23 protein-coding genes are annotated in these 24,789 nt (G+C 68.0%); 11 read left to right on the forward strand and 12 right to left on the reverse strand.

Features of this window, described 5'->3' with window-relative positions:
* Nucleotides 1-17 precede the first annotated feature (17 nt).
* The 3 genes from AC07U4_RS06540 to AC07U4_RS06550 all read left to right on the forward strand — a co-directional run bounded on the left by AC07U4_RS06540 (nucleotide 18) and on the right by AC07U4_RS06550 (nucleotide 2,549).
* Complete coding sequence (locus AC07U4_RS06540) at nucleotides 18-476, forward strand: MaoC family dehydratase (protein WP_495194822.1); 459 nt, start codon at nucleotides 18-20, stop codon at nucleotides 474-476.
* Nucleotides 477-534: 58 nt separating this feature from the next.
* Nucleotides 535-1,713, forward strand: coding sequence for an acetyl-CoA C-acyltransferase (locus AC07U4_RS06545; RefSeq protein ID WP_495194823.1), 1,179 nt, complete (start codon nucleotides 535-537; stop codon nucleotides 1,711-1,713).
* 353 nt (nucleotides 1,714-2,066) lie between these two features.
* On the forward strand, nucleotides 2,067-2,549 hold the full coding sequence (locus tag AC07U4_RS06550; protein WP_495194824.1) for a pyridoxamine 5'-phosphate oxidase family protein: 483 nt from the start codon (nucleotides 2,067-2,069) through the stop codon (nucleotides 2,547-2,549).
* Nucleotides 2,550-2,588: 39 nt separating this feature from the next.
* On the opposite strand, the gene AC07U4_RS06555 is transcribed toward AC07U4_RS06550, so the two are convergent.
* Complete coding sequence (locus AC07U4_RS06555) at nucleotides 2,589-3,821, reverse strand: polyhydroxyalkanoate depolymerase (protein WP_495194825.1); 1,233 nt, start codon at nucleotides 3,819-3,821, stop codon at nucleotides 2,589-2,591.
* A gap of 174 nt (nucleotides 3,822-3,995) precedes the next feature.
* Here AC07U4_RS06555 and AC07U4_RS06560 point away from each other — a divergent pair, with 174 nt between their 5' ends.
* Nucleotides 3,996-5,765, forward strand: a complete 1,770-nt coding sequence (locus AC07U4_RS06560; protein WP_495194826.1) for an ABC transporter transmembrane domain-containing protein — start codon at nucleotides 3,996-3,998, stop codon at nucleotides 5,763-5,765.
* A gap of 347 nt (nucleotides 5,766-6,112) precedes the next feature.
* Nucleotides 6,113-7,261 (forward strand): saccharopine dehydrogenase family protein, encoded by a 1,149-nt coding sequence (locus tag AC07U4_RS06565; RefSeq protein ID WP_495194827.1) that lies wholly within the window; start codon nucleotides 6,113-6,115, stop codon nucleotides 7,259-7,261.
* 174 nt (nucleotides 7,262-7,435) lie between these two features.
* On the opposite strand, the gene AC07U4_RS06570 is transcribed toward AC07U4_RS06565, so the two are convergent.
* Entirely contained in the window at nucleotides 7,436-7,900 is a 465-nt protein-coding gene (locus AC07U4_RS06570; RefSeq protein WP_495194828.1) for a dihydrofolate reductase, read from the reverse strand.
* Complete coding sequence (locus AC07U4_RS06575) at nucleotides 7,897-8,691, reverse strand: thymidylate synthase (protein WP_137898742.1); 795 nt, start codon at nucleotides 8,689-8,691, stop codon at nucleotides 7,897-7,899. The genes AC07U4_RS06570 and AC07U4_RS06575 overlap by 4 nt, the downstream gene beginning before the upstream one ends.
* A gap of 78 nt (nucleotides 8,692-8,769) precedes the next feature.
* Between AC07U4_RS06575 and AC07U4_RS06580 the strand changes: the two genes are divergently transcribed.
* Entirely contained in the window at nucleotides 8,770-9,159 is a 390-nt protein-coding gene (locus AC07U4_RS06580) for a JAB domain-containing protein (protein WP_495194829.1), read from the forward strand.
* A 188-nt stretch (nucleotides 9,160-9,347) separates the two neighbouring features.
* Here AC07U4_RS06580 and AC07U4_RS06585 read toward each other — a convergent pair whose 3' ends face one another.
* From AC07U4_RS06585 to AC07U4_RS06595, 3 genes are read right to left on the reverse strand one after another with little or no spacing between them, the layout of a single operon-like run.
* A complete protein-coding gene (locus AC07U4_RS06585) occupies nucleotides 9,348-10,064 on the reverse strand; it encodes a class I SAM-dependent methyltransferase (protein WP_495194830.1) in 717 nt (238 codons plus the stop codon).
* The gene (prfB, locus tag AC07U4_RS06590; protein ID WP_038661167.1) at nucleotides 10,061-11,188 is read right to left on the reverse strand and encodes a peptide chain release factor 2; all 1,128 of its coding nucleotides are present in this window, start codon (nucleotides 11,186-11,188) and stop codon (nucleotides 10,061-10,063) included. Before prfB ends, AC07U4_RS06585 begins: the two co-directional genes overlap by 4 nt.
* Before the next feature lie 55 nt (nucleotides 11,189-11,243).
* The gene (locus AC07U4_RS06595) at nucleotides 11,244-13,763 is read right to left on the reverse strand and encodes a penicillin-binding protein 1A (protein WP_495194831.1); all 2,520 of its coding nucleotides are present in this window, start codon (nucleotides 13,761-13,763) and stop codon (nucleotides 11,244-11,246) included.
* Nucleotides 13,764-14,129: 366 nt separating this feature from the next.
* Here AC07U4_RS06595 and AC07U4_RS06600 point away from each other — a divergent pair, with 366 nt between their 5' ends.
* The 4 genes from AC07U4_RS06600 (at nucleotide 14,130) to AC07U4_RS06615 (ending at nucleotide 18,130) form a co-directional block, all read left to right on the forward strand.
* Entirely contained in the window at nucleotides 14,130-15,482 is a 1,353-nt protein-coding gene (locus tag AC07U4_RS06600) for a M48 family metalloprotease (RefSeq protein WP_495194832.1), read from the forward strand.
* Nucleotides 15,479-16,192 (forward strand): DsbA family protein, encoded by a 714-nt coding sequence (locus AC07U4_RS06605; protein ID WP_495194833.1) that lies wholly within the window; start codon nucleotides 15,479-15,481, stop codon nucleotides 16,190-16,192. The genes AC07U4_RS06600 and AC07U4_RS06605 overlap by 4 nt, the downstream gene beginning before the upstream one ends.
* 250 nt (nucleotides 16,193-16,442) lie before the next feature.
* Entirely contained in the window at nucleotides 16,443-17,372 is a 930-nt protein-coding gene (locus AC07U4_RS06610) for an ABC transporter ATP-binding protein (protein WP_495194834.1), read from the forward strand.
* A complete protein-coding gene (locus AC07U4_RS06615; protein ID WP_038661182.1) occupies nucleotides 17,369-18,130 on the forward strand; it encodes an ABC transporter permease in 762 nt (253 codons plus the stop codon). The genes AC07U4_RS06610 and AC07U4_RS06615 overlap by 4 nt, the downstream gene beginning before the upstream one ends.
* Here AC07U4_RS06615 and AC07U4_RS06620 read toward each other — a convergent pair.
* The 6 genes from AC07U4_RS06620 to AC07U4_RS06645 all read right to left on the reverse strand — a co-directional run bounded on the left by AC07U4_RS06620 (nucleotide 18,102) and on the right by AC07U4_RS06645 (nucleotide 23,003).
* Nucleotides 18,102-18,833, reverse strand: a complete 732-nt coding sequence (locus AC07U4_RS06620) for a CPBP family intramembrane glutamic endopeptidase (protein WP_495194835.1) — start codon at nucleotides 18,831-18,833, stop codon at nucleotides 18,102-18,104. The genes AC07U4_RS06615 and AC07U4_RS06620 overlap by 29 nt on opposite strands.
* Nucleotides 18,834-18,984: 151 nt before the next feature.
* Nucleotides 18,985-19,947, reverse strand: coding sequence for a class II fructose-bisphosphatase (gene glpX, locus AC07U4_RS06625; protein ID WP_495194836.1), 963 nt, complete (start codon nucleotides 19,945-19,947; stop codon nucleotides 18,985-18,987).
* Nucleotides 19,948-20,054: 107 nt separating this feature from the next.
* Complete coding sequence (locus AC07U4_RS06630) at nucleotides 20,055-21,473, reverse strand: carbohydrate porin (protein WP_495194837.1); 1,419 nt, start codon at nucleotides 21,471-21,473, stop codon at nucleotides 20,055-20,057.
* Between the two features lie 129 nt (nucleotides 21,474-21,602).
* Complete coding sequence (locus AC07U4_RS06635; protein WP_495194838.1) at nucleotides 21,603-22,034, reverse strand: hypothetical protein; 432 nt, start codon at nucleotides 22,032-22,034, stop codon at nucleotides 21,603-21,605.
* Nucleotides 22,031-22,783: a prepilin peptidase gene (locus AC07U4_RS06640; RefSeq protein WP_495194839.1), complete on the reverse strand. Its 753-nt coding sequence runs from the start codon at nucleotides 22,781-22,783 to the stop codon at nucleotides 22,031-22,033. Before AC07U4_RS06640 ends, AC07U4_RS06635 begins: the two co-directional genes overlap by 4 nt.
* A 1-nt stretch (nucleotide 22,784) precedes the next feature.
* The gene (locus AC07U4_RS06645; protein WP_495194840.1) at nucleotides 22,785-23,003 is read right to left on the reverse strand and encodes a hypothetical protein; all 219 of its coding nucleotides are present in this window, start codon (nucleotides 23,001-23,003) and stop codon (nucleotides 22,785-22,787) included.
* 469 nt (nucleotides 23,004-23,472) lie between these two features.
* On the opposite strand from AC07U4_RS06645, the gene AC07U4_RS06650 reads away from it, so the two are divergent.
* Nucleotides 23,473-24,660 (forward strand): acetyl-CoA C-acyltransferase, encoded by a 1,188-nt coding sequence (locus AC07U4_RS06650; protein ID WP_495194841.1) that lies wholly within the window; start codon nucleotides 23,473-23,475, stop codon nucleotides 24,658-24,660.
* Nucleotides 24,661-24,789 lie beyond the last annotated feature (129 nt).

Raw genomic sequence — 24,789 nt, forward strand, 5'->3', positions numbered from 1 at the left:
CCAACGGAGGAATTGCCGTGACGACGATCAGCGCCGACCAGATGCGGGACCGGATCGGCACCGAGACCGTCTCCGACTGGGTCGAGGTCAGCCAGGCGATGATCGACCGGTTCGCCGAGGCGACCGGCGATCGCCAGTTCATCCACGTCGATCCCGTCGCCGCCGCCGCGACGCCGTTCGGCGGCACCATCGCGCACGGCTTCCTGACGCTGTCGCTGATGCCGCTGCTCGCCGCGAGCGTGCCCGACGCGCCGCAGCTTGCGGGCGTGAAGATGGGCGTCAATTACGGGGGCAACAAGGTTCGCTTCCTCACCCCCGTCCGCTCGGGCAGCCGCGTGCGCGGCCGCTTCCGCCTGCTCGCCTTCGACGAAAAGCGACCCGGCCAATATCAACAGTCGACCGAATTCACCGTCGAGATCGAAGGCGCGGACAAGCCCGCGCTGATCGCCGAATGGATCAGCCAAGCCTTTGTTTAATATAAGTTTTCTGGATATCCACCCCACGCTTTATGCGTGAAGTTAGGGAAGTTAGCCCATGCGCTCCGCCGTCATCGTCTCCACCGCCCGCACCCCGATCGGCCGCGCCTATCGCGGCGCCTTCAACGACACCACGCCGCAGGCGCTCGCCGCCCATGCGATCAGCCACGCGGTCCAGCGCGCCGGCCTCGACGGCGCCGAGGTGGAGGACGTGGTGATCGGCGCCGCGCTCCAGCAGGGCCATCAGGCCGGCAACATCGCCCGCCAGTCGGCCTTGCGCGCCGGCCTGCCGATCTCGGTGCCGGGCATGTCGCTCGACCGCCAATGCGCCAGCGGCCTGATGGCGATCGCCACCGCCGCCAAGCAGATCGTGCTCGACGGCATGGACATCGCGGTCGGCGGCGGCGTCGAGAGCGTCAGCCTCGTCCAGACCCCGCAGATGCGCGTCGCCCCCGACAAGCAGCTGATCGCGATGCACGGCGACATCTACATGCCTATGCTCCAGACCGCCGAAGTCGTCGCCAAGCGCTACGGCATCAGCCGCGAGGCGCAGGACGCCTATGGCCTCCAGTCGCAGCAGCGCACCGCGGCGGCCCAGGCCGCCGGCCGCTTCGACGCCGAGATCGTGCCGCTGTCGGCGACGATGAACGTGGTCGACAAGGCGACTAAGGCGGTCAGCACCAAGGACGTCACTTTGTCGAAGGACGAGGGCAACCGCGCCGACACGACGCTGGAAGGCTTGCAGGCGCTGCAACCCGTCGTCGGCCCCGACGGCGTCATCACCGCCGGCAACGCCAGCCAGCTTTCCGACGGCGCCTCGGCCGCGGTGCTGATGGAGGAGAGCGTCGCCGCCGCGCGCGGCCTCACCCCGCTCGGCCGCTATGTCGGCATGGCGGTCGCCGGCACCAAGCCCGACGAAATGGGCATCGGCCCGGTCTATGCCGTCCCCAAGCTGCTCGAGAAGAACGGCCTGACGATGGCCGACATCGGCCTGTGGGAGCTCAACGAGGCGTTCGCAGTGCAGGTCCTCTACTGCCGCGACACGCTCGGCATCCCCGACGAGCTGCTCAACGTCAACGGCGGCGCGATCTCGATCGGCCATCCCTACGGCATGTCGGGCGCGCGTATGACCGGCCATGCGCTGATCGAAGGCAAGCGCCGCGGCGCGAAGTATGTCGTCGTGACGATGTGCGTCGGCGGCGGCATGGGCGCGGCGGGCCTGTTCGAGGTGCTGTGAGTTGAAAGTCGGTGTCCGGACGAGTATGTAAGTTCCGGCAACTTCACAGGCTGCCCTCTGTTCGAGCCCCGGCTGTGTCAGCGGTCGGGGCTCAATGCGTTTGGGGCCCGCGTGTCAGCACGAGCCCCGCCCGGCACCTTATCTGTGGCGCGCCACTTCGATGATCTTCAGGACGAAGGTCCCGAAGCTGAAGAGCACGCCTAAGATCAGGCACAGATCGGCAAGCTTCACAGACTTACTCCTCTGTCGTGACGGCAGGAGCGCCGCCGCGAGCGATCATGACCACACCGGCCCTATCGCGCAACCAACCCCAGCGATGCTCGTTCTCCCGCCGACCCCATAGGAGAAGACGCATGGCCGATCAGCACAGCCCGCAGGAAATCGCTGCCAAGTTCCTCGAGAAGCTGCGCAGCAGCCCGTTCGTGATGATCGGCCTGATCGATGGCGAGCATTCCGAACCGATGACCGCACAGATCGACGACGATCAGCCCAACACGCTGTTCTTCTTCGCCGGTCGCGACAATCGCATCGCCAAGGGCGGCGACGCCATGGCGCAGTTCGTCGGCAAGGGGCACGACTTCTTCGCCTGCCTCGCCGGCTCGGTGACCACCGACAACGATCCCGCGCAGATCGACAAGCTCTGGAACAACCAGGTCGAGGCATGGTTTCCCGGCGGCAGGCAGGACCCGAACCTGACGCTGCTGCGCTTCGACATCGACAGCGCCGAATTGTGGGAGACCGACATCTCGATCTCGGGCCGCGTCAAGATGCTCTTCGGCGGCACCATTCATGGCGACGAATCGAGCAGCCACGCCGTGGTCGGCTCGGTCGCCTGATCGAAACCGGGGCGGCTCCGCGCCGCCCCGTTATCGCGGTCAGCCGTTTGCCGCGATCCATTCCTCGACCACCGGCGCCACCCGGTTGCGCCACTTCGAGCCGTTGAAGATGCCGTAATGACCGGCACCCTCCGCCATATAATACCGCCTCTTCTCGTCCGGCAAATTGGTCGCCAACGTCAGCGCCGCCTTGGTCTGTCCCAGACCGGAAATGTCGTCGCGCTCTCCCTCAATCGCCAGAACCGCGACGTCGGTGATTGCCGCCGGATCGACCCGCCGCCCCCGATGCATCATCTCGCCCTTCGGCAAGGCATGCTTCTGGAACACCAGCTCGACCGTCTGCAGGTAGAATTCCGCGGTCATGTCGCAGACCGAGCGATATTCCTCGTAGAAGCCTTTGGTGGCGTCGGCGCTTTCCTCGTCGCCCTGGACGAGATGTTTGAACATCTCCCAATGCGACATCATGTGGTTGCCGAGGTTCATCGACATGAAGCCGGCAAGCTGGAGAAAGCCCGGATAGACCTTCCGTCCGCCGCCCGGATACATCATCGGCACGGTCACCACCGCATTCTGCTCGAACCAGGCATGCGGCCGCTCGGTGGCCAGCGTGTTGACCGCGGTCGGCGCCTCGCGCGTGTCGACCGGACCGCCCATCATCGTCAGCGTGCGCGGACGGCTCGGATTTTGGTCGGCGCTCATCAGCGCGACGGCGGCATAGCAGGGCACGGACGGCTGGCAGACCGCGAGCATATGCGTGCCGCCCTGTCCGTCGTTGGGCCCCATCGTCTCCAGGAACGCGATGAGATAATCGATATAATCGTCGAGGTCGAACCGCCCGTCGCTCAGCGGCACCAGCTTCGCGTCGCGCCAGTCGGTGATGTAGACGTCGGCGCTCGGCAGCATCCGTTCCACCGTACCGCGCAGCAACGTCGCGAAATGGCCCGACATCGGCGCGACGATCAGCAGCTTCGGTCCACCCTCGACGCCTTCGCGGCGGAAGTGCTTGAGCTGACCGAACGGCTTCTGCAGCACGATCTCCTCGGTCACCGCGACCTCGCGGCCGTCAACGGTCGTGTGCGTCAATCCGAACGCCGGCTTGCTGCGCGTCGCCGAGGCATGGGCGAACACCTCGAGCGCCGAACTGACCACCGATCCGCCATCCATATACGACCACGGATTGGCGGGATTGCGCATCCAGTCGGCACCGAAGCTGGCCATGGCACTCGCCCCGGCCAGCATCGAGCGCTGCATTTCATAGGCATCGTAGAGCATGCTGATTTCTTCGCCCAAAAAGGTTGCCGTATACGTAATCCGTATCACGTTCGATGCAATCGGACCAACGATACGCTCCGATCAGTCTGAACGCCCGAGATCGCCGACGAGGCCCCTGCCCGCATCGGCTGGTGCCGTTGAGCCGCTCCGCCACGCCTGCTAGGCGCGGTAAGGATGGCCAAACCTCCGCTACCGACCACCCGCCGCCTCGGCGACCTGCGCCTCGTGTGGGATCGCGTCCTCGCCTATCCGCGCCAGCTTGCCATCGCGCTCGCCGCGCTCACCACCACGTCGGCGGCGACGATCGGCATCCCTTATGGCTTCAAGCGGGTGATCGACCGCGGCTTCACGCCCGGCGGCGAGGGCTCGGTGGCGTCCTCCTTCCATTATCTGCTGATGATCGTCGCGGTGCTCGCCATCGCCACCGCGATACGCTTCTATTTTGTCTCCTGGCTCGGCGAGCGCGTCGTCGCCGACATCCGCACGCAGGTGCAGGCGCATCTGCTCGGCCTGACGCCGCGCTTCTTCGAGGAAAACCGCCCATCGGAGATCGCCTCGCGCCTCACCTCGGACACCACGCTGATCGAGGGCGTCGTCGGCAGCACCGTGTCGATCGCGCTGCGCAACACCTTTACCGGCGTCGGCGGCATGATCTACCTGTTCGCCTTGTCGCCGAAACTCGCCGGCATGCTGCTGCTCGGCATCCCGCTCATCATCCTGCCGGTGACCGTGCTCGGCCGCCGCATCCGCAACCTGTCGCGCGCGTCGCAGGACCGCGTCGCCGACGTCGGCTCGCTCGCCACCGAGACGCTGGGCGCGATGAAGATCGTCCAGGCCTTCGGTCAGGAACCGCGCGAGGCGCAGCGCTTCACCGCTGCGGTCGATGCCACCTTCGCCGCGGCCAAGCGCCGCATCGGCCTGCGCGCGGTGATGACCGCGATCATGATCTTCCTGATCTTCGGCTCGATCACTTTGGTGTTGTGGGAGGGTGCAACCGACGTCGCCGCCGGCCGCATCACCGGCGGCGCGATCGCCGCCTTCGTGCTGACCGGCGGCATCGTCGCCGGCGCGTTCGGCGCGCTGACCGAAGTCTATGGCGACCTGCTGCGCGGCGCCGGTGCCGCCGGCCGGCTCGCCGAGCTGCTGCGCGAACAACCCGAGATCACCCGCCCCGCTGCGCCGATCCCGCTGCCGGTGCCGGTCAGCGGCGCGCTGACGTTCGATCATGTCCGCTTCCATTATCCGACGCGGCCAGACGTGGCGGCGCTCGAGGATTTCACGCTGGCGATCCGCGCCGGCGAGACGGTGGCGGTGGTCGGTCCGTCGGGTGCGGGCAAGTCGACGCTGTTCCAGCTCGCCGAGCGCTTCTACGATCCGGCGGAGGGCCGCATCCTGCTCGACGGCGTCGACCTGCGCGAGGCCGATCCCGCCGCGGTGCGCGCCCAGATCGCGATGGTGCCGCAGGACACGGTGATCTTCGGCGCCAGCGCACGCGACAATCTGCGCTACGGCCATTGGGAGGCGACCGACGACGAACTCTGGGCCGCCGCCGAGGTCGCCAATGCCGCCGACTTCCTGCGCGCGCTGCCGCAGGGGCTCGACACCAACCTCGGCGAGGGCGGCGCGCGGCTGTCGGGCGGCCAGCGCCAGCGCGTGACGATCGCGCGCGCGTTGCTGCGCAACGCGCCGATCCTGCTGCTCGACGAGGCGACCAGCGCGCTCGACGCCGAGAGCGAACGGCTGGTGCAGCAGGCGCTCGACCGGCTGATGGAGAATCGCACGACGCTGGTGATCGCGCACCGGCTCGCGACCGTCCGCGCCGCGCAGCGGATCGTGGTGATGGACCAGGGTCGCACCGTCGAGGAAGGAAACCACGCCTCGCTGATCGGCCGCGGCGGGCTGTATGCCCGGCTGGCGAGTTTGCAGTTCAGCGAGGCGGCCTAGCCCTCGCCTTGACCGTCATCCCCGCGCAGGCGGGGATCCATACGCGCGGACCGTGCGGCTCCATCGCGGACGTCAGCGTTTATGGATCCCCGCCTTCGCGGGGATGACGATGTGGGTGGGGCGAGGTCACAGTGCTCCTGCGCAAGCAGGAGCCAGAGCCAAGCAAAAACAACCTCGTATGGCGTGCGGAACTCCAGTGCTCCTGCTTTCGCAGGAGCACTGGGGCGCTTTTGCAAAGATTTCGCTTTTGCCGAAATGACGGGAGGGGGTGAGCGAGGACGGCAGCATCTTGATCCCGCGCCCGTCCACGCCCATCACCGGTACGGACAGCAGAACAGGAGAGACCCATGCGCGACCATGACATCATCGTCTATGGCGCGACCGGCTTTACCGGCCGCCTCGTCGCCGAATATCTCGTTCAGCAGCAGGTCACGCGCTGGGCGATGGCCGGGCGCAGCCGCGCCAAGCTGGAGGAGGTGCGCGATCTGATCGGCGCGCCCGCCGACACGCCGCTGATCGTCGCCGACGCCGACGATCCCGCCTCGCTCAAGGCGATGGCCGAATCGACCCGCGTCGTCGTCACCACCGTCGGCCCCTACCAACGCTACGGCGCAGCCCTGGTCGCCGCCTGCGTCGCCGCCGGCACCGCTTATGTCGATCTGTGCGGCGAGCCCGCCTGGATGCGCCAGATGATCGACGCGCATCACGCCGCCGCACAGGCGAGCGGCGCGCGCATCGTCTTTTCCTGCGGTTTCGATTCGATCCCCTTCGATCTCGGCGTGCTGACCTTGCAGGAATGTGCACGAGCGAAATACGGCCACCCCGCGCCGCGGGTGAAGGGCCGCGTCCGAGCGATGCAGGGCGGTTTCTCAGGCGGCACGGCGGCCAGCCTCAAGGCGACGCTCGCCGCAGCGGCGCGCGATCCGTCGATCCTCGGGCTGCTCGCCAATCCCTTCGCGCTGACGCCGGGGTTCAGCGGCCCGCACCAGCCGACCGGGCTGTTCCCGGAATTCGACGCGACGCTCAACACGTGGGTCGCGCCGTTCATCATGGCGGCGATCAACACCAAGAACGTCCACCGCACCAACTTCCTGCTCGGCCACCGCTACGGCACCGATTTCGTCTACGACGAGATGATGGTCGCCGGCCTCGGCGAGATGGGCAAGGCCGCCGCAGAGGCGATCGCCAAGCTCAATCCGCTCGCCAGCGACAAGGGACCCAAGCCCGGCGAGGGCCCGAGCAAGGCGGAGCGCGACGCGGGCCATTACGACCTGCTGTTCGTCGGCCTGATGCCGGACGGCGCACGCTTCGACGCGGTGGTCACCGGCGATCGCGATCCCGGCTATGGTTCGACCAGCAAGATGATCGCCGAGACCGCGCGCTGCCTGCTCGAGACCGAAGGCGCGGGCGGCGTGTGGACGCCGGGCGCGCTGCTCGGCACGACGCTGCGCGACCGGTTGCAGGACAAGGCGGGCCTGACCTTCACCGCCGGGTGATCGAAACCTCCGCGAAAGGTCGCATCATCCGTGGTTCACTATAGTGCTCCTGCACTCGCAGGAGCACCGGGGGGCTTTTGCAGAGGTTTCGACTCAAGCCGGGGCGACAAAAGGGCGAAGCTTCGGCGACCATCGCCCTCCGGGACCCGACAGGAGACCGAATATCGATCCGGCCTAGCGCACCAACGTCACGAAACTATAGGCCGGTCGCTCGCCTTCGGCGGCGACGTCCTCCCGCGCCACCTCACGCCAGCCGTCGAAGCCCGGCATCGTCACGTCGCCCTCGGCGGCGCAATGCACCTCGGTCAGCTCGATCCGGTCCGCCCGATCGCGGAACAGCGCGAACACCTCCGCCCCGCCGATCACCGCGACGTCGTCGCCCGCCAGTGCCAGCGCGGCATCGACGTCGTGAACCACCTCGGCGCCGGCCGCCGACCAGCGGCGGTCCCGCGTCAGCACGATATGCCGCCGCCCCGGCAAGGGCGCGGGAAAGCTCTCGAACGTCTTGCGCCCCATCACCATCGGCCGCCCCAGCGTCATCGCCTTGAAGCGCTTGAGATCGGCGGGCAGCCGCCACGGCAAGCCGCCGTCGCGACCGATCACGCCATTGTCGGCGCGCGCCAGGTGGAAGCTGATCACACCGACACCGCCGCCTTGATATGCGGCTGCGCGGCATAATCGTGCAGCACGAAATCCTCATAGGCATAGGCGTCGATCGATTCGGGCCGGCGCAGGATCTCCAGCCGCGGCAGCGGCCCCGGCGTCCGCGTCAGTTGCAGCCGCGCCTGATCGAGGTGATTGGTGTAGAGATGGCAGTCGCCGCCCGTCCAGATGAACTCCCCGACCTCGAGCCCGCATTGCTGCGCGAGGATGTGGGTCAGCAACGCGTAGCTGGCGATGTTGAACGGCACGCCGAGGAAGATATCCGCCGACCGTTGATAGAGTTGCAGCGACAGCCGGCCGTTGGCGACATGCGTCTGGAACAGGCAGTGGCAGGGCGCCAGCGCCATCGCGTGGAGGTCGCCGGGGTTCCAGGCGGAGACGATCTGGCGGCGCGAGGCGGGCTGCGTCTTGATCTGCTCGACCAGTTCCGCGATCTGGTCGATGTGCCGACCGTCCGCCGCCACCCAGTCCCGCCATTGCTTGCCGTAAACGGGGCCGAGGTCGCCCGCCGCGTCTGCCCATTCGTCCCAGATGCGGACCTGCTGCTCCTGCAACCAGCGCACGTTGGTGTCGCCGCGCAGGAACCAGAGCAATTCGATGATGATCGAGCGCAGGTGCAGCTTCTTGGTGGTGAGCACCGGGAAGCCCTGCGCCAGATCGAAGCGCATCTGCGCGCCGAAGACGGACAAGGTGCCGGTGCCGGTCCGGTCCATCTGCTCCGCGCCGCTGGTCAGCACGCGGTCCATGAGATCGAGATATTGCCGCATGCGCGACGCGTACCGCCTGCGGCCGATTTGGGCGAGCTTTTTGCTGCGTAGCGCGGGTGGCTGCGGCAAGGATCGCTGGTGCCGGATCTCTCTGCTTCGATCGTGATCGCCGATGCGCGCGCGGCTGCCGTCCTGCTCACCGGGCTGGCGGACGCGGCGATCGAGCGCGCGGTGGTGCTCTATCTTGATCCGCAATGGACGCTTCTCGGCCGGTCCGACTTCGTCGGGTCCGCCGATACGGTAACGCCGCCGCTGCGCACGATCATCGCCGAGGCGCTGCGACTCGACGCGACGGCGCTGGTTTTGGCGCACAACCATCCGCGCGGCAGCACCCGGCCGAGCGCCGCGGACATGGCCTATACGCGCGCGCTCGCACGGGTGGCGGACGCGCTCGATCTGGTGCTGGCGGACCATCTGATCGTCGCGGGCGCCGAGGTGACGAGCCTGCGCGACGCAGGACTGATCTAGGCGGGCCCGACCTCAGGGCTTTGCGTAAATCCTCCCCCGCCAGGGGGAGGTGGCGCGGCGAAGCCGTGACGGAGGGGGAGGTAAGCGACCACTGCGTGTCCTCCCCCTCCGTCATGCCTGCGGCATGCCACCTCCCCCTGGCGGGGGAGGACTTTGACTGAATACGATCCCGCTCGGCGCGTCTCCGCCTAGCGGAGGACGCAGGGCTTGATCGCCTCCGGCTCCGGCCGCGGCCCGACCGCGCGGAAGGTCGCCAGATAGCCGCCGGCGGAGGGCATCTCCGTCATCGACGCCTGACGATAGCCGACCGCCTCGAACTCGCAGCGCAGCAGCGCCGGCGGGGTGCCGTGGTTCTGCGTCTGGCGATTGGCGTCGACGACGACGACCAGCCCGTCGGGCTTCAGCGCCGGCCGCAGTCGCCACAGGAATTCATAGGGCTGCTCGATCTCGTGGTACATGTGGACCATCAGCACCCGGTCGAAGCTCGCATCGGGCAGCTTGGGGTCGGCGGGCGCGCCCAGCCGGACCGAGACGTTTTCCAGATCCTCGCGCGCGACGCGCTCGGCGAGCATGTCACGTACGCTCGCGACGATATCCTCCGCCAGCACGCGCCCCGCCTTGCCGACGCGGCTCGCCAGACGGATCGTGTAATAGCCCTCGCCCGCACCGATGTCGGCGACGGTCATGCCCTTGGCGATACCCGCCTTGTTCATCACCTCGCTCGCCTCGTTGAGTCGGTCGCGCGCCTCCTCGTTCGACCAGCGCGCCGAGACGATATGCGCCACCGGCCGATCCGCCACGGGAAAGAGCATCGGCTGTTCGTCGCGCTTGATCAGCGGCTTGGACCCGTCGCACGCGGCCAGCGCCAGCACGGACGCGACGATCAGGGTCCGGCGCAGGCTCAATCCACGTCCTCCACCTCGACCTTTTCGCCGGTCACGCGCTGCGACAGCGCCGCCGCCATGAACGGATCGAGCGCGCCGTCGAGCACGTCGCTTGGCGCGGTCGAGGTCGTGCCGGTGCGCAGGTCCTTCACCAGCTGATACGGCTGGAGCACGTAGCTGCGGATCTGATGCCCCCAGCCGATATCGGTCTTGGTCGCATTCTCGGCGTTTGCCGCCTGTTCGCGGATCGCGAGTTCGCGCTCGTACAGGCGGGCGCGCAACTGGTTGTACGCCTCCGCCTTGTTCTTGTGCTGCGATCGCTGGTTCTGGCACTGCACGACGATGCCGGTCGGAATGTGCGTGATGCGCACCGCCGAATCGGTCGTGTTGATGTGCTGGCCGCCCGCTCCGCTCGCGCGATAGGTGTCGATGCGCAAGTCGCTTTCGTTATATTCGACCTGGATGTCGTCATCGATGACCGGATAGACCCAGACGCTCGAGAAACTGGTGTGGCGCCGCGCCGCGCTGTCATAGGGGCTGATGCGGACGAGGCGATGCACGCCGCTTTCGGTCTTGGCATAGCCGTAGGCATTCTCGCCCTTGACCAGCAACGTCGCCGACTTGATCCCCGCCTGTTCGCCGGCGTGATAGTCGATCAGCTCGACCTTCATGCCGCGGCGCTCGGCCCAGCGCGTGTACATGCGCTGCAGCATGCCCGCCCAGTCCTGGCTCTCGGTGCCGCCGGCGCCCGAGTTGATCTCGATATAGGTGTCGTTCGCGTCGGCCTCGCCGGCGAGCAGCGCCTGGATCTTGTCGCGATCGGCGCGTTCCGCCAGCGCGGCAAGCGCCTCGACGCCCTCCGCCTCCATCGCGGTGTCGCCCTCGGCCTCGGCCATCTCGATCAGCTCGACCGTGTCGTCGAGCTCGGACTGGATCGCGCGCGTCGCGGTGATCGCCTCGTCGAGGCGCCGCCGCTCGCGCATCACCTCCTGCGCAGCCTTGGGGTCGTTCCATAGCGCCTGGTCCTCGACGCGGGCGTTGAGTTCGTCGAGACGGCGGAGCGCACGGTCCCAATCGAGGAACCGGCGCAGCAATGCCAGTGCCTCTTTGATGCTGTCGACGTGGGACTGCGCTTCGGCGCGCATGGGAACTCTCCGGGTAAGCTGAATGGCGATGGAAGCGCCTATGTAGGAGCAGGCGCTAGTAGATTCCGCCTTGTCTTTGCAAGAAATCGCTGTCGCGGGGCGTATTGGCCGCGCGGGTGGGTGCGCTGGCCGCCGCCGCGGCGGTCGGTGACGGCCCGCGATGGATCGCGCGGCGCGGCTCGCTCTGCGGCTTGAACGCCTCCCAGATCACCGCCGCCTTGGGATCGGCGTCGGTCGGGAAGGTGCCGTAGACCGGCCGCCCGCTCGCCCGGTCGATGCGCACCATGCGGATGCCGGCGGGCGCGCGGAACGGGATCTTCTCGAGTCCCTCATACGCCTTGACCGCGAACTCCTTGAAGATCGGCGCGGCGAACGTGCCGCCCTGCGCATAGCCGCCGAGATTGGTCGGCGTGTCGTAGCCGACGTACAGCCCGCCGATGAACTGCGGCGTACCGCCGACGAACCAGACGTCGGTCGGGCCGGTCGTCGTGCCGGTCTTGCCGAACATCGGCCGGTCGAGATCGCGCAGCACGACGGCGGTGCCGCGCTGGATCACGCCCTCGGTGATATGGACCATCTGATAGGCGGTCATCGCATCGATCACCTGCCGCGCGCGGTCGCCGGGGCGCGGCATCGCCTTGCCGTCCCAGTCGCGCGCGTTGCAGCCGTCGCAGGCGCGCCAATTCTCGGGCAGGATGACCTTGCCGTGGCGATCCTGGACGAAGTCGATCAGCGTCGGCGCGTGCGCGCGGCCGTTGTTGGCGAGCGTCGCATAAGCGTTGACCATGCGACTGACCGTGGTGACGCCGGCGCCGAGCGCATTGGCGAGATAGGGCTGGTAGTCGCCCACCCCCATCCGCTTCATCACGTCGACCACCTTCGGCATGCCGGTGGTCGCGGCGGCGCGCACGGTCATCAGGTTGCGCGACTGTTCGATGCCCCAGCGCATCGTATGCGGCCCGGCGGCGCGCATATTGCCGAAGTTGCGGAAGCATTTCTGCCCGAGCCGCGCGCCCTGATAGACGCAGAACGGTCCGTCGATGATGATCGACGCCGGCGTCATGCCATTCTCCAGCGCGGCGGAATAGACGATCGGCTTGATCGTCGAGCCGGGCTGGCGCAGCGCCTGCGTCGCGCGGTTGAACGCCTGCAACCGGCTGTCGAAGCCGCCCTGCATCGCGAGCACGCGGCCGGTCGCCGGCTCCTCGACGACGAAGCCGCCGGAGACCTTGGGGACCGAGCGCAGGCTGTATTCGCCCCCCGCCGGCGCCACCGCGATGATGTCGCCCGGCTCGATCGCGCCGAAGCTCGTACCGCCCTTGCCGCGAACCGGCATTTGGGCGTTGCCGCGCGGCAGACGACCGGTCTGGCCGTCGGAAAACCCGATCTGCCACGCGTCGCCGTCGCGCGCGATCACGATGCCCGCGCGCCAGTCGCTATAGTCGAGGCCGATATTGGTGTTGAGCAACGTCTGCAGCCAGTTGTCGGCGTCGATGTCCTTGTGCGCGATCGGCCCGGCCCAGCCGCGGCCGCGATCGTAGCGCAACAGACCATCGCGCAGCGCCTCCGCCGCAAGATCCTGCAACCGCGTGTCGAGCGAGGTGCGCACCCACAGCCCGCCCTGATAGACGCCATAGGGGCCGTCGCGCGCGGTTTCCCCGAACCTGCCGATCAGCTGGCGCCGCACCTCCTCGACGAAATAGCCGCCGACGCGCTCGAATTTCGGCGTGCGGCGCAGGATCGTGCCGAGCGGCTCGCCCGCCGCCTGGTCGTGCTGTGCCTGGGTGATGAAGCCGTTGCGCAGCATCTCGCCGAGCACGTAATTGCGCCGCGTCATCGCGCGATCGGCGTGGCGGACGGGATCGTAGTTCGACGGCCCCTTGGGCAGGATCGCCAGATAGGCGAGCTGCGCGAGGTCGAGCTCGTCGAGCTCCTTGTCGAAATAGGCGTGGCTCGCCGCCTCGACGCCGAAGGCGTTCCGCCCCAGCGCGATCTGGTTGAGATACAGTTCGAGGATCTGCGGCTTGGTCAGCGTATCCTCGATCTTATAGGCGAGGATCGCCTCCTTGAGCTTGCGCGTCGGCGAATAGGCGTTGCCGATCAACAGGTTCTTGGCGACCTGCTGGGTAATGGTCGAGCCGCCCTTGGCGCGCCGGCCGGTGCCGAACTTGCGCGCATAATCGATCACCGCACCGCCGAGGCCGGGATAGTCGACGCCGTGATGCTCGAAGAAGGTCTTGTCCTCCGCGGCGAGAAAGGCGCGGACGAGCATCGGCGGATATTCGGCGAAGCTCAATTCGACGCGGCGTTCGCGGGCGTAGGACTGGATCGGCGTCCCGTCGATGCCGCGCACGTTGGTGGGCAGCGGCGGTTCGTAGGTGCGCAACTGGTCGACCGAGGGCAGGTCGCGCAGGATCGTCACCCACAGCACGCCATAGCCGATCGCCGCGAGCAGCGCGAGGATCGCCAGCCCCTTGACCCACCAGCGCCGCCAGACGCGACGCACGAGGCCGCGCAGCCCGCCTTGATCGCGGAATGCGGTGAATCGGGAGGTGCGGGGAGCTTCGGACGCCATGGTTCAGGCGCCGGCGTGTAGCAGGTTCGCGCCCGGTTGCCACCCTCACCCCCACGTACGCCGTCATTCCGGTGCACGCCGGGAAGTCGAAGGGAGCGGCTCTCAATTCCTCCCCCGCCAGGGGGAGGGGGACCGCTCGGCGCAAGCCGAGTGGTGGAGGGGGGGGACAGGGTGGCAGCCCTGCAGTAAAGCTGCCGCCCTGTCCTCCCCCTCCGTCACCGCTTCGCGGCGCCACCTCCCCCTGGCGGGGGAGGAATTGGGACACCACTCATCCCCTGTTCAGCCCGAGGCGCGCACCGCTTTCGCCGTGACCTCCCCACGCCGCCCGCCTATACTCACGCCGTGATCTTCCGGACCGTCCCCAGCATGAAACGTCTCGCCTGCTTCGCCGCCGTCGCGGCGCTCGTCTCCGCTGCGCCCGTGCAGGCGCAATCGATCCTGCGCGATGCCGAGACCGAGTCGATGTTCAGCGACATGGCGGTGCCGCTGGTCAAGGCCGCCGGCCTGTCGCCGCGCGACGTCAAGGTCGTGCTGATCAACGACGAATCGATCAACGCCTTCGTCGCCGGCGGGCAGACGGTCTACGTCCACTCCGGCCTGTTGCAGGCGGCGGTCAATGCCAACCAGGTGCAGGGCGTGATCGCGCACGAACTCGGCCATATCGCCGACGGTCACGTCGTCCTCGCCGACAACGGCATCAAGCCGGCGATGCACATCACCTTGCTGTCGATGGTGCTCGGCCTCGCCGCGGTGGCCGCCGGCGCGGGCGAGGCCGGCGCGGGATTGATGGCGCTCGGCCAGTCCGCCGGCATGGCGAAATATCTCTCGTTCAGCCGGACGCAGGAAAACTCCGCCGACGCCGCCGGCGCGCGCTTCCTCAACGCCGCGGGGGTCACCGGCAAGGGCATGCTGAGCTTCTTCAAGACGCTACAGCAGCAGGAATATCGCTACGGCGTCGAGAATATCGATCCGTTCATGCAGACCCACCCGCTGTCCGGCGAGCGGATCGCCAATCTCACCGCGGTGCTGCAGAATTCGCCGGCATGGAGCAAGCCGTCCGACCCCGCGCTGGAGGAGCGCTTCCGGCGCGTGAAGGCGAAATTGGAGGGCTATGTGATGACGCCCGACCGGACGCTGAAGGATTTCCCCGAGAGCGACGGCAGCATCTACGCGCATTACGCCCGTGCCTATGCCTGGCATAAGGCCGGCTATCCCGACAAGGCGGACGCCGAATCGGTCGCGCTGATCAAGGCCAAACCCGACGATCCCTATTTCCAGGAAATCCGTGGCCAGATCCTGCTCGAGGCCGGCCGCCCCGTCGACGCGATTCCGCCGCTACGCGCCGCCACCGAAGGCTCGCGCAACAATCCGTTGATCGCCACCACCTTCGGCCACGCGCTGATCGCGACCGAGAACAAGGCCAATTATCCCGAAGCGATCAAGGTGCTGCGCGTCGCGGTCGGTCGCGACGACGAGAATCCGTTCGCCTGGTATCAGCTCGGCACCGTCTATGAGCTGACCGGCGACACGCCGCGCGCCGCGCTCGCCACCGCCGAGCGTGCCAGCATGGAGGGCGACCACCGTACCGCCGCGCAGAGCGCGCGCTATGCGCTCGCCAACCTTCCCGCCAACACGTCCGATTGGATCCGCGCGCAAGACATTACGATGGCCGCGCAGAACGACATGGACGACAATCCGAAGAAATATAAGAAACGATGAGCCGTTACACCTTGCCGCTGGTCGCGGTGCTCGGCGGCCTGATCGGCGCCGGCGCCGTGTGGAGTTCCGAGCGTTTCACGTCACCGGGGGGCGCCGATCGGGCGCGGATCGAGCGCGTCGTCCACGATTACGTTCTTTCCCATCCGGAGATCATCCCGCAGGCGATGCAGGCGTTGCAGGAGCGCCAGTCGGGCGAGACGGTCGCCGCCAATCGCGACGCGATCCTGACGCCGTTCGGCAGCGCCTGGGCCGGCAATCCCAAGGGCGACGTCACTTTGGTCGAATATTTCGATTACAATTGCGGCTATTGCCGTGCGTCGCTGCCGATGATCGCCGACCTGCTCAAGCGCGATTCGAACCTGCGCATCGTCTATCGCGACCTGCCGATCCTGTCGGAGGCGAGCCGCACCGCGGCGCGCGCCAGCCTCGCGGCGGCACAGCAGGGCAAGTTCCTCGGCTTCCACGACGCGCTTTACGCGGGCGGGCCGGTGAGCGACGCCTCGATCAAGGGCGCGGCGGCGAAGGCGGGCGTGACGCTGGCGGCGCTCGACACCGGCGCGATCGATGGCGAGATCGCCAAGAACATGGCGACCGCGGCCAAGCTCGGCATGAACGGCACCCCGAGCTGGGTGGTCGGCAACCGCGTGCTGTCCGGCGCACTGCCGGTCGAGGAACTGGAAAAGGCGATCGCCGCCGCGCGGGGGAAATAGACCCCGCTTCCCACACACTGTCATCCCCGCGAAGGCGGGGATCCATACGCGCAGGCCTCACGGCAAGAACCGCATCGTCAGCGTCTATGGATTCCCGCCTTCGTGGGAGTGACAATGGTCGAGGAAGGTATCGCCACCCTTCGTCATCACTTTCGCCGGGATGACGAAAATGAACAGCAACCCCAAGGATATCACCCCCTTACCAACCGACACCCCCCGCCCTATCTCCGGCCCACTCCGGGGGACCCCAATGCCAGAACCGATTCTCGCCATCGCCGGCGTCTCCAAGACGTACAAGGGCGGTTTCACCGCGCTCCATCACGTCGACCTGACGATCAACAAGGGCGAGATCTTCGCGCTGCTCGGCCCCAATGGCGCCGGCAAGACGACGCTGATCAGCATCATCTGCGGCATCGTCACCCCCTCGACCGGCACGATCCAGGTCGCCGGTCACGACGCCATCACCGACTATAAGGCCGCCCGCCGCCGCATCGGCCTTGTGCCGCAGGAACTGTCGGTCGACATGTTCGAGACGGTGCTCGCCACCGTCACCTTCTCGCGCCGGCTGTTCGGCCGCTCGGGCCACAGCGCCTATATCGAACAGGTGCTGCGCGACCTCTCCCTGTGGGACAAGCGCGATTCCAAGATCATGGAACTCTCGGGCGGGATGAAGCGCCGCGTGCTCATCGCCAAGGCGCTGGCGCACGAGCCGGAGGTCCTGTTCCTCGACGAACCCACCGCGGGCGTCGACGTTGCGCTCCGCCGCGACATGTGGAAGCTGGTCCACGGCCTGCGCGAACGCGGCGTGACGATCATCCTCACCACCCATTATATCGAGGAGGCCGAGGAGATGGCCGACCGCGTCGGCGTGATTGACAAGGGCCGGCTGCTGCTCGTCGAGGAGAAGGCGGCGCTGATGCACAAGCTCGGCAAGCGCGAGCTCGACCTGACGCTGGTCGAGCCGCTCGACGCCGTTCCTGCGGGCCTCGAACGCTGGCAGCTCAGCCTGCAGAGCGACGGCAAGGTGCTGCGCTACGTCTTCGACGCGACCGAGGAACATACCGGCATCCCCTCGCTGCTGCGCGAACTCGCCGAGCGGCATCTCGGCTTCAAGGATCTGGAGACCTCCAAATCCAGCCTCGAGGACATTTTCGTCGATCTGGTGGGACAACGCGCATGAACCTCCACGGCGTCTGGGCGATCTATCGCTTCGAAATGGCGCGCTCGCTGCGCACCCTGTGGCAGAGCCTCGTCGGGCCGGTGCTGACCACCAGCCTGTATTTCATCGTCTTCGGCGGCGCGATCGGCAGCCGCATGCAGAGCGTCGACGGCGTCGGCTACGGCAGTTTCATCGTGCCGGGACTCATCATGCTGTCGCTGCTGACGCAGAGCGTCGGCAATGCCTCGATCGGCATCTATTTCCCCAAATTCACCGGCACGATCTTCGAATTGCTGTCCGCGCCGGTGTCGGCGATGGAGATGGTGCTCGGCTATGTCGGCGCGGCGGCGACCAAGTCGGTGGTGCTCGGCGTCATCATCCTCGCCACATCGGCCTTCTTCGTGCCGATCCGCGTCCTCCATCCTGGCGCGATGATCGCCTTCCTGCTGCTCACCGCGATCGCCTTCAGCCTGTTCGGCTTCATCCTCGGCATCTGGGCGAAGAGCTTCGAACAGCTCAATTTCGTGCCGATGCTGCTGATCACGCCGCTGACCTTCCTCGGCGGCAGCTTCTATTCGATCGACATGCTGCCGCAGCCGTGGCGGACGGTCAGCCTGTTCAACCCGGTCGTCTATCTGGTCAGCGGCTTCCGCTGGAGCTTCTTCGGCAAGGGCGACGTCGATATCGCGGTCAGCCTCGGCGTGACGCTCGGCTTCCTCGTCGTCTGCCTCGGCATCATCGCGTGGATCTTCAAGAGCGGCTGGCGGCTGAAGAACTGAGCCGCCGCCGCACCCGCGCCGACAATGCCGGGCGCAGCACGAGCGCGTTGAGGTCGACGAGCACGTGGACGCCCATCGGCACCCAGAGCGCGCCGGTCCCCATGTAGAGCGCGGTCAGCAGTCCGCCGCCGACGAAGGTCGCCGCCATGCCGACCCGACCCTGATAGCGGTGCATCGCGGCGAAGGCGGTGGTGGCGACGATCACCCCGGCGAGCCCCGATCCGGTCGCCATCGCGACGATCAGCGGCAGCCAGAGGCGGTAGAACAATTCCTCCGCCGTCCCGGCGGCCAGCGCCAGCACCGCGGCAGGCCAGAGGTCGGCGTCGCTGGTCGGCATCACCGATCGGGCGTCGCCCGCGGTCCACGGCGCCCGCCCGCGCCGCGCCCGCCACCAGGTGAGGATCAGCCCGAGCAGGCTCCCCGCGCCGAGCCCGATCGCGACGGTCTGCGCATCGATCGTGCCGGGCGGGACGCCGAGATAGAAAGCGAGCGGCAGGAATTCCGCGGGCAGCGTGCCGATACCCGACAGACGCTGCACGCCGAGCAAGCCGACAAGCGCGGTAACGCCATAGCCGAGCCACAAGGTCGCCGCCCAACGCAGATGACGCGCCCCGAACGCGATACGCCGCCACGCGAACATTCGCCCGCGCCGCAGCAACACGAGCTGATAGCCGACGGTGAGGACGAGGAGGATGGCGAGCATTCAGATCACTTCGTCACCCCGGACTTGTTCCGGGGTCCACTCCGCGGCGAGGAGAAGGGTTGGAGGCGGCACCGCTCGCCTGCGGCACTGTGGACCCCGGACCAAGTCCGGGGTGACGACCGCCTAGGATAACCGCACTCCCCTCCCCGGATCAATCCGTGCGGTGTTCGCCCTTGACCCAGCGCACCGTGCCGGTCGAGGCGCGCATCACGACGCTCTCGGTGGTCATCTTGCCCTTGCGGCGCTTGACCCCCTCGAGCAGCGACCCGTCGGTGACCCCGGTCGCGGCGAAGATGCAGTCGCCCTTGGCCAGCTCTTCGAGGTCGTATTGCTTGTCGAGGTCGGCGATGCCCCATTTGCGCGCCCGCGCGCGCTCGTCGTCGTTGCGGAACAGCAACCGGCCCTTGAACTGGCCGCCAACGCAGCGCAGCGCCGCGCAAGCCAGCACGCCCTCGGGCGCGCCGCCCGACCCCATATAGACGTCGATCGTCGTATCGGGATCGGCGGTGGCGATCACCCCCGCGACGTCGCCGTCGCCAATCAGCATCACGCCGCAGCCGATGCTGCGCAGCTCGGCGATCAGCGCCTCGTGACGCGGCCGGTCGAGTACGCAGGCGATGATCTCGTGCGGCGCGACGCCCTTGGCGGCGGCGATCGCATGGACGTTCTCCGTCGGCGTCCTGTCGAGATCGATGACGCCGGCGGGCAGGTTCGGGCCGACCGCGATCTTGTCCATATAGACGTCGGGCGCGTTGAGCAGGCCGCCCTTTTCGGCGATCGCCAGCACCGCGAGGCTGTTCGGTCCCGCCTTGGCGCAGATCGTCGTGCCCTCCAGCGGATCGAGCGCGATGTCGATCTCCGGGCCGTTGCCGGTGCCGACCTTCTCGCCGATGAACAGCATCGGCGCCTCGTCGCGCTCGCCTTCGCCGATCACCACGGTGCCGTCGATGTCGAGCTCGTTGAGTGCCGCGCGCATCGCCTCGACCGCGGCGGCGTCGGCGGCCTTCTCGTCGCCGCGCCCGGTCAGCGTCGAGGCGGAGATCGCCGCCGCTTCGGTGACGCGCACCATCTCGAGGACGAGGACGCGATCGAGGACCTGGCTGGCGGCTTGCATGCTATACCTCTGTTTAACGTGTATAACAGCGGTGTACCCCGGCGGAGCGGCAACGACAAGCGCCAACGCGTCCCGCGCCGGGGCGCATCAGGATCGTACCCCACCCCTCACAGCGTGATCGCCGCCTTCATCCCCAATACGCCGACGTCATGCGCCTCGCGCACCCCGCCGGGATGGTGGATATATTGCAGGTTGGGCCTGAGCTCGAGCCAGTCGGCCGGATGGATGCTGTAATAGACCTCCGCGGCATATTCGGCATGGCGCACCGGCGTCCCCGGTATCAGCCGGTCGGCGGTCGCGGCGCGGCCGTTGACGTTGGTCCGCGCCGCGGCGACACCGAGCACGTCGCCCGGCACCGCCGGCACCAGCCCCTTGTAGAACACCCCCAGCGACACCTGGTTGTCGGTTACCGAAGTCGCCCGGTCCGCCTGCGTGACATTGGCGAACATCGACAGACCGGTCAGCGCCTTGCCGTCCTTCGACGTACCGGTGAGCTGCTGCTGCATCGTCCCGTAGACGCCGTAGCGACTCGTATGCTGGAGCGGCGACAGGCCGGTGACGACGCTGGGATTGCGATTGACGTCGAGCAGCACGTCGTCGCCCCGCGCGGTGCCGAGCCATGCGCCGACCTTGTACGAACCGACCTGCCCGTCGTCACCGCCGCGCGTCCAGCCGACCTCGACCGGGATCAGCGCGCCGGTCGCACCGTGGAAGCGCCAGACGAAGAAGTCGTTGTCGAGATTGCGCGGATTGATCTCATAGACGCCGCCCTGCACGTACAGGTCGCGCGGGAGGTCGACCCGGACCCGCGCACCCCATTGGCCGACGGGCCAATTCTGCCAATAATCGCCGACGAGATTGCCCGGCTGCGCGCCGCAGAAGCTCAAATTCATGAAATGGCACGAGAAGACCGCGAAATCCTCGCCCGGATTGGTACGGCCGAGCTTGATCTCGACGCGCGGGCCGATCCGCTGCTCATACCACAATTGCGTCACGCGCACCGTCTGGCCGCGGCCATAGACCTCCTGCACCTGCTGCAGCGAGTCGATGCCGGCATCCGCAGTCAGGTTGCGCCCGCGCCGCCACGTCACCGTCGCCTGGAACGCGCCGCCCGTCAGACCGGCGAGCTTGTCGAGGTCGAGCAGGACGCCGGCGTCGAACTGGCCGGTCTCGCGGAACAGCTTCCGGTCGCCGCCCGCGACATTGTAGCCGCTTTCCGAGGCATAACGCGCGGTGACGCCGATACCGCGCTGGCCGAGCCGGGTGCGGATCTCCTGCCAGTCGCCGATCAGGCCAGGCGGCGGCGCACTCTGCGTGTCACCGATCAGTGCCGAGGGCGAGGTATCGCGGGTGCGGGCGATTGCGGTGCGAGGCCGGTGCTGGGTATCGCCCTGACTGCTGTCGGGGGTCGCCTCGGCGGTGTCGGGCGGCGGCGCGGAGGCGCCGACATCGACCTGTTGGGCGTGCGCGGTGCCGGTGAGCAACATGGCGATGGAAAGGCTGGAGAATACGAAGCGTAGCGTCATCGAAGGTCCGTCGGAGCAACGCGGAGACCCGCCCCCGCAGGGTCGACAACGGACCGAACCGCCATTGGTTCGCCAGCCGAAACGATTTTGGCGATTGTGGCCGATCGGCAACGCTCGCCGCGTCGTGCCTCAGCTGCGACAGCCGATCAGGCCTGCGACCGGCACCGCGATCGTATCCTGCCCCGGCCGCTCGATCTGCATCGACCCGCTCGGCACCCGCGCCCCCGCGGTCAGCCCGTCCTGCTGGACGATCTCCATCGCCAGCCGCACGCTGAGATCGCCGCCGCGATAGTCGATCGCCTCGGCGAAGCCGAGCCGGCCCGGCCCCTCGCCGCCGCCGCTTCGTACCAGGTCGATCGTCTTGCCGCCGATCGACAGGCGCAGCGTCGCCGGATCGGCGACCGCCATCGCCACCAATTGCCGGTCCGCGGGGTTCCACAGATAGGCGGCACAGCCCTTGGCCGGCAGCCGCTGCTGGCCGATCGGTCCGAGTACGGACGGCGCGGCGGGGGCAGCGGGCGCGGCGGTCTGGGCGACGACGGCGAGGAACAGCGCGATCATGGCGCGATCGTTACCATGGCCAGCCACGCCGGGTAAGCCGCCACGCCGAGCAATGCGCCGAACGGCAGCGCGGTGTCGCGTGCCATGCGCCGCCCGCTGAGATGCGCGAACACTGCGACCCCCAGCCCGACCAGGCTCGCGATCACCAGCACCGCCGGCAGCATCCGCCAGCCGAGCCACAATCCGATCGCCCCCATCAGCTTGGGATCGCCGCCGCCCATCCCCTCGCGGCCCCGCCACGCCCTGTAGCCCAGCGCGATCCCGGCGAGCGCCGCATAGCCGGCGATGCCGCCGATCAGCCGATCCGCCAGCGCGGGCGCCAGCCCCACCGCGCCGCTCGCCAGCCCGGCCAGCGCGAGCAGTGCGGTCAGCCGGTCGGGCAGCCAGAAGGCGACGATATCGAGCGCCGCGAGCGCCAGCAGCAGCCAGCCGAACACCGCCCCCGCCACGCCGGCCCAACCGGGCGCGACCGCCCCGGCCAGCATGCCGATCGCCAGCGCCGCCAGCTCGATCCACAGATGGCCGGGATCGATCCGCGCGTCGCAGCCCCGGCACCGACCGCGCTGCGCCACGAAGCTGAGGATCGGCACCAGCTCGACCGGCGCGAGCGTACGCCCGCATGCGTCGCACGCCGACCGTCCGTCCGCGATCGATCGCCCCGCCGGCCAGCGGATCACCAGCGCCGCGATGAAGCTGCCGAAGATCGCCCCCAGCCCGCCGAGCAGCGCCGCCCAGCCGACGGCGCTCACGTCATGCCCCTCCGGTCTCCGGATCGGGATCGCGGATGAGATAGCGATAGACACCGAGCAGATCGATCAGCAGCAGCACGATGTTCTGCGATCCCAGCGCCCAGTCGCGCATCACCGCCGCACCGACCAGCCACGCGACCGCCGACAGGCAGAACAGCACCATCGCCCATCCGGTATCGCGCCGCCCCCAGTCCAACGCCACGACGGTCGCCGCAATCATCCCGCTGATCGACGCAAACCACCGTATAGGCTCGATATATTCTTCCATGGCGGCTGAGCGAGCGGGCGTGGAATTGTATCCCGCCGATCAATTCCTCGGCCGCCAAGGGCAAGGCTATCGCATATGGCTGCGGTGTTGAGGATCGAGCCGCTTGCCCATCTTCTTCGTCACCCCGGACTCGTTCCGGGGTCCACCGGGCCGCAAGAGAATGGTGTCGGATCATGCCTTTCTCCTCGCCGCAGAGTGGACCCCGGACCAAGTCCGGGGTGACGAGGTGGATTTGGCAGACGGCGGACCCATACCGACCTTCATATGCGATAGCCCTGCCGCCAAGGGGAGGATTGAGAACGGCCTTTCCTCCCGCGACCATTATGCCGACCGGCAGCAACGCTGGACCTGCCGTATCCCGTCATTGCCCCGCCCCCTGCCACGCCCTAGATCGCCCTCAACTAGAAACACCGGAGAGCGTATGTCCACCGATCCCGTCGTCATCGTCAGTTACGCCCGCACGCCGATGGGCTCGTTCCAGGGTGCGCTCGCCGGCGCCTCGGCGACCGAGCTCGGCGCCGCCGCGGTCAAGGCCGCGGTCGACCGTGCCGGAGCCTCGGCGGAGGCGATCGAGCGTATCTACATGGGCTGCGTCCTGCCCGCCGGCCTCGGCCAGGCCCCCGCCCGCCAGGCGGCGATCGGCGCGGGTCTCGGCACGCATGTCGAGGCGACGACGGTCAACAAGATGTGCGGATCGGGCATGCAGGCGGCGATCATGGCCGCCGATGCGCTCGCCGCGGGGTCGGTCGACCTGCTCGTCGCCGGCGGGATGGAGAGCATGACCAACGCCCCCTATCTCTCGCGCAAGCATCGCGGCGGCGCGCGCATCGGCCACGATACCTTCTACGACCATATGTATCTCGACGGGCTCGAGGATGCCTATGAGCCCGGCAAGCTGATGGGCAATTTCGCCGAGGATACCGCCGCCGACTATCAGTTCACCCGCAAGGCGATGGACGATTACGCGATCGAGTCGCTGCACCGCGCGCAGCGCGCGCAGGGGTCGGGCGCGTTCGATCGCGAGATCGTGCCGGTCGAGGTGAACGGCCGCAAGGGTTCGACCACCGTCGCGCTCGACGAACAGCCGGCCAAGGGCGACGTCGCCAAGATTCCGACGCTCAAGCCTGCCTTCTCGCGCGAGGGCTCGATCACCGCCGCCAACGCCTCGTCGATCTCCGACGGTGCGGCGGCGCTGGTGATGACTCGCGCCAGCGTCGCCGAGCGGCTCGGCCTCACCCCGATCGCCCGCGTCGTCGCGCATGCCGCGCACGCCCACGATCCGGCCAAATTCACCACCGCGCCGGTGTTCGCGATGCGCAAGGCGATGGACCGCGCCGGCTGGAGCCGCGACGACATCGACCTGTTCGAGGTCAACGAGGCGTTCGCAGTGGTGTCGATGATCGCGATCCACGATCTCGGCATCGACCCCGCCCGCCTCAACGTCCACGGCGGCGCCTGCGCGCTCGGCCATCCGATCGGCGCGAGCGGCGCGCGCATCCTCGCGACCCTGCTGTCGGCGCTCGAGACGAACGGCCAGCGCCGCGGCATGGCGTCGCTGTGCATCGGCGGCGGCGAGGCGACCGCGATGGCGGTCGAACTGATGAACTGACGCGCCTCCCCTCCCTGCACGGGAGGCTAGCGCATATGGACGCTCGATTGAGCCTGCCGTGTCCCAGGCCTACCCCGTCACCCCGGACTTGTTCCGGGGTCCACCCTGCGGCGAGGAGAAAGGCTTGAT

Source organism: Sphingomonas sp. GW821-FHT02B09 (genome assembly GCF_059421875.1).